The following is a 205-nucleotide window of genomic DNA, read 5'->3' on the forward strand; positions in this document are numbered from 1 at the left end:
TACGGCGATAAGATTTTTCATCTTATTTATCGTTACTTATGCCTACATTTTCTTTTCTAAACGCTCCAGCATGTCTCACAACACACCTTCGATGCAGTTTAGAATGCTCCCCTACCGTCTAGTATTTACATACTAGGCCTAAAGCTTCGGTTATATGTTTGATGCCCGATTATTTTCCGTGCCCAAACCCTCGACCAGTGAGCTG

At 42.0% G+C, this 205-nt stretch carries 1 rRNA gene; it reads right to left on the minus strand.

The features are described from left to right. Positions 1 to 205: ribosomal RNA gene (locus HGH90_RS32340) — 23S ribosomal RNA — on the minus strand; the annotation flags it as partial.

Source organism: Chitinophaga sp. Ak27 (assembly GCF_012726295.1).
Classification (GTDB): domain Bacteria; phylum Bacteroidota; class Bacteroidia; order Chitinophagales; family Chitinophagaceae; genus Chitinophaga.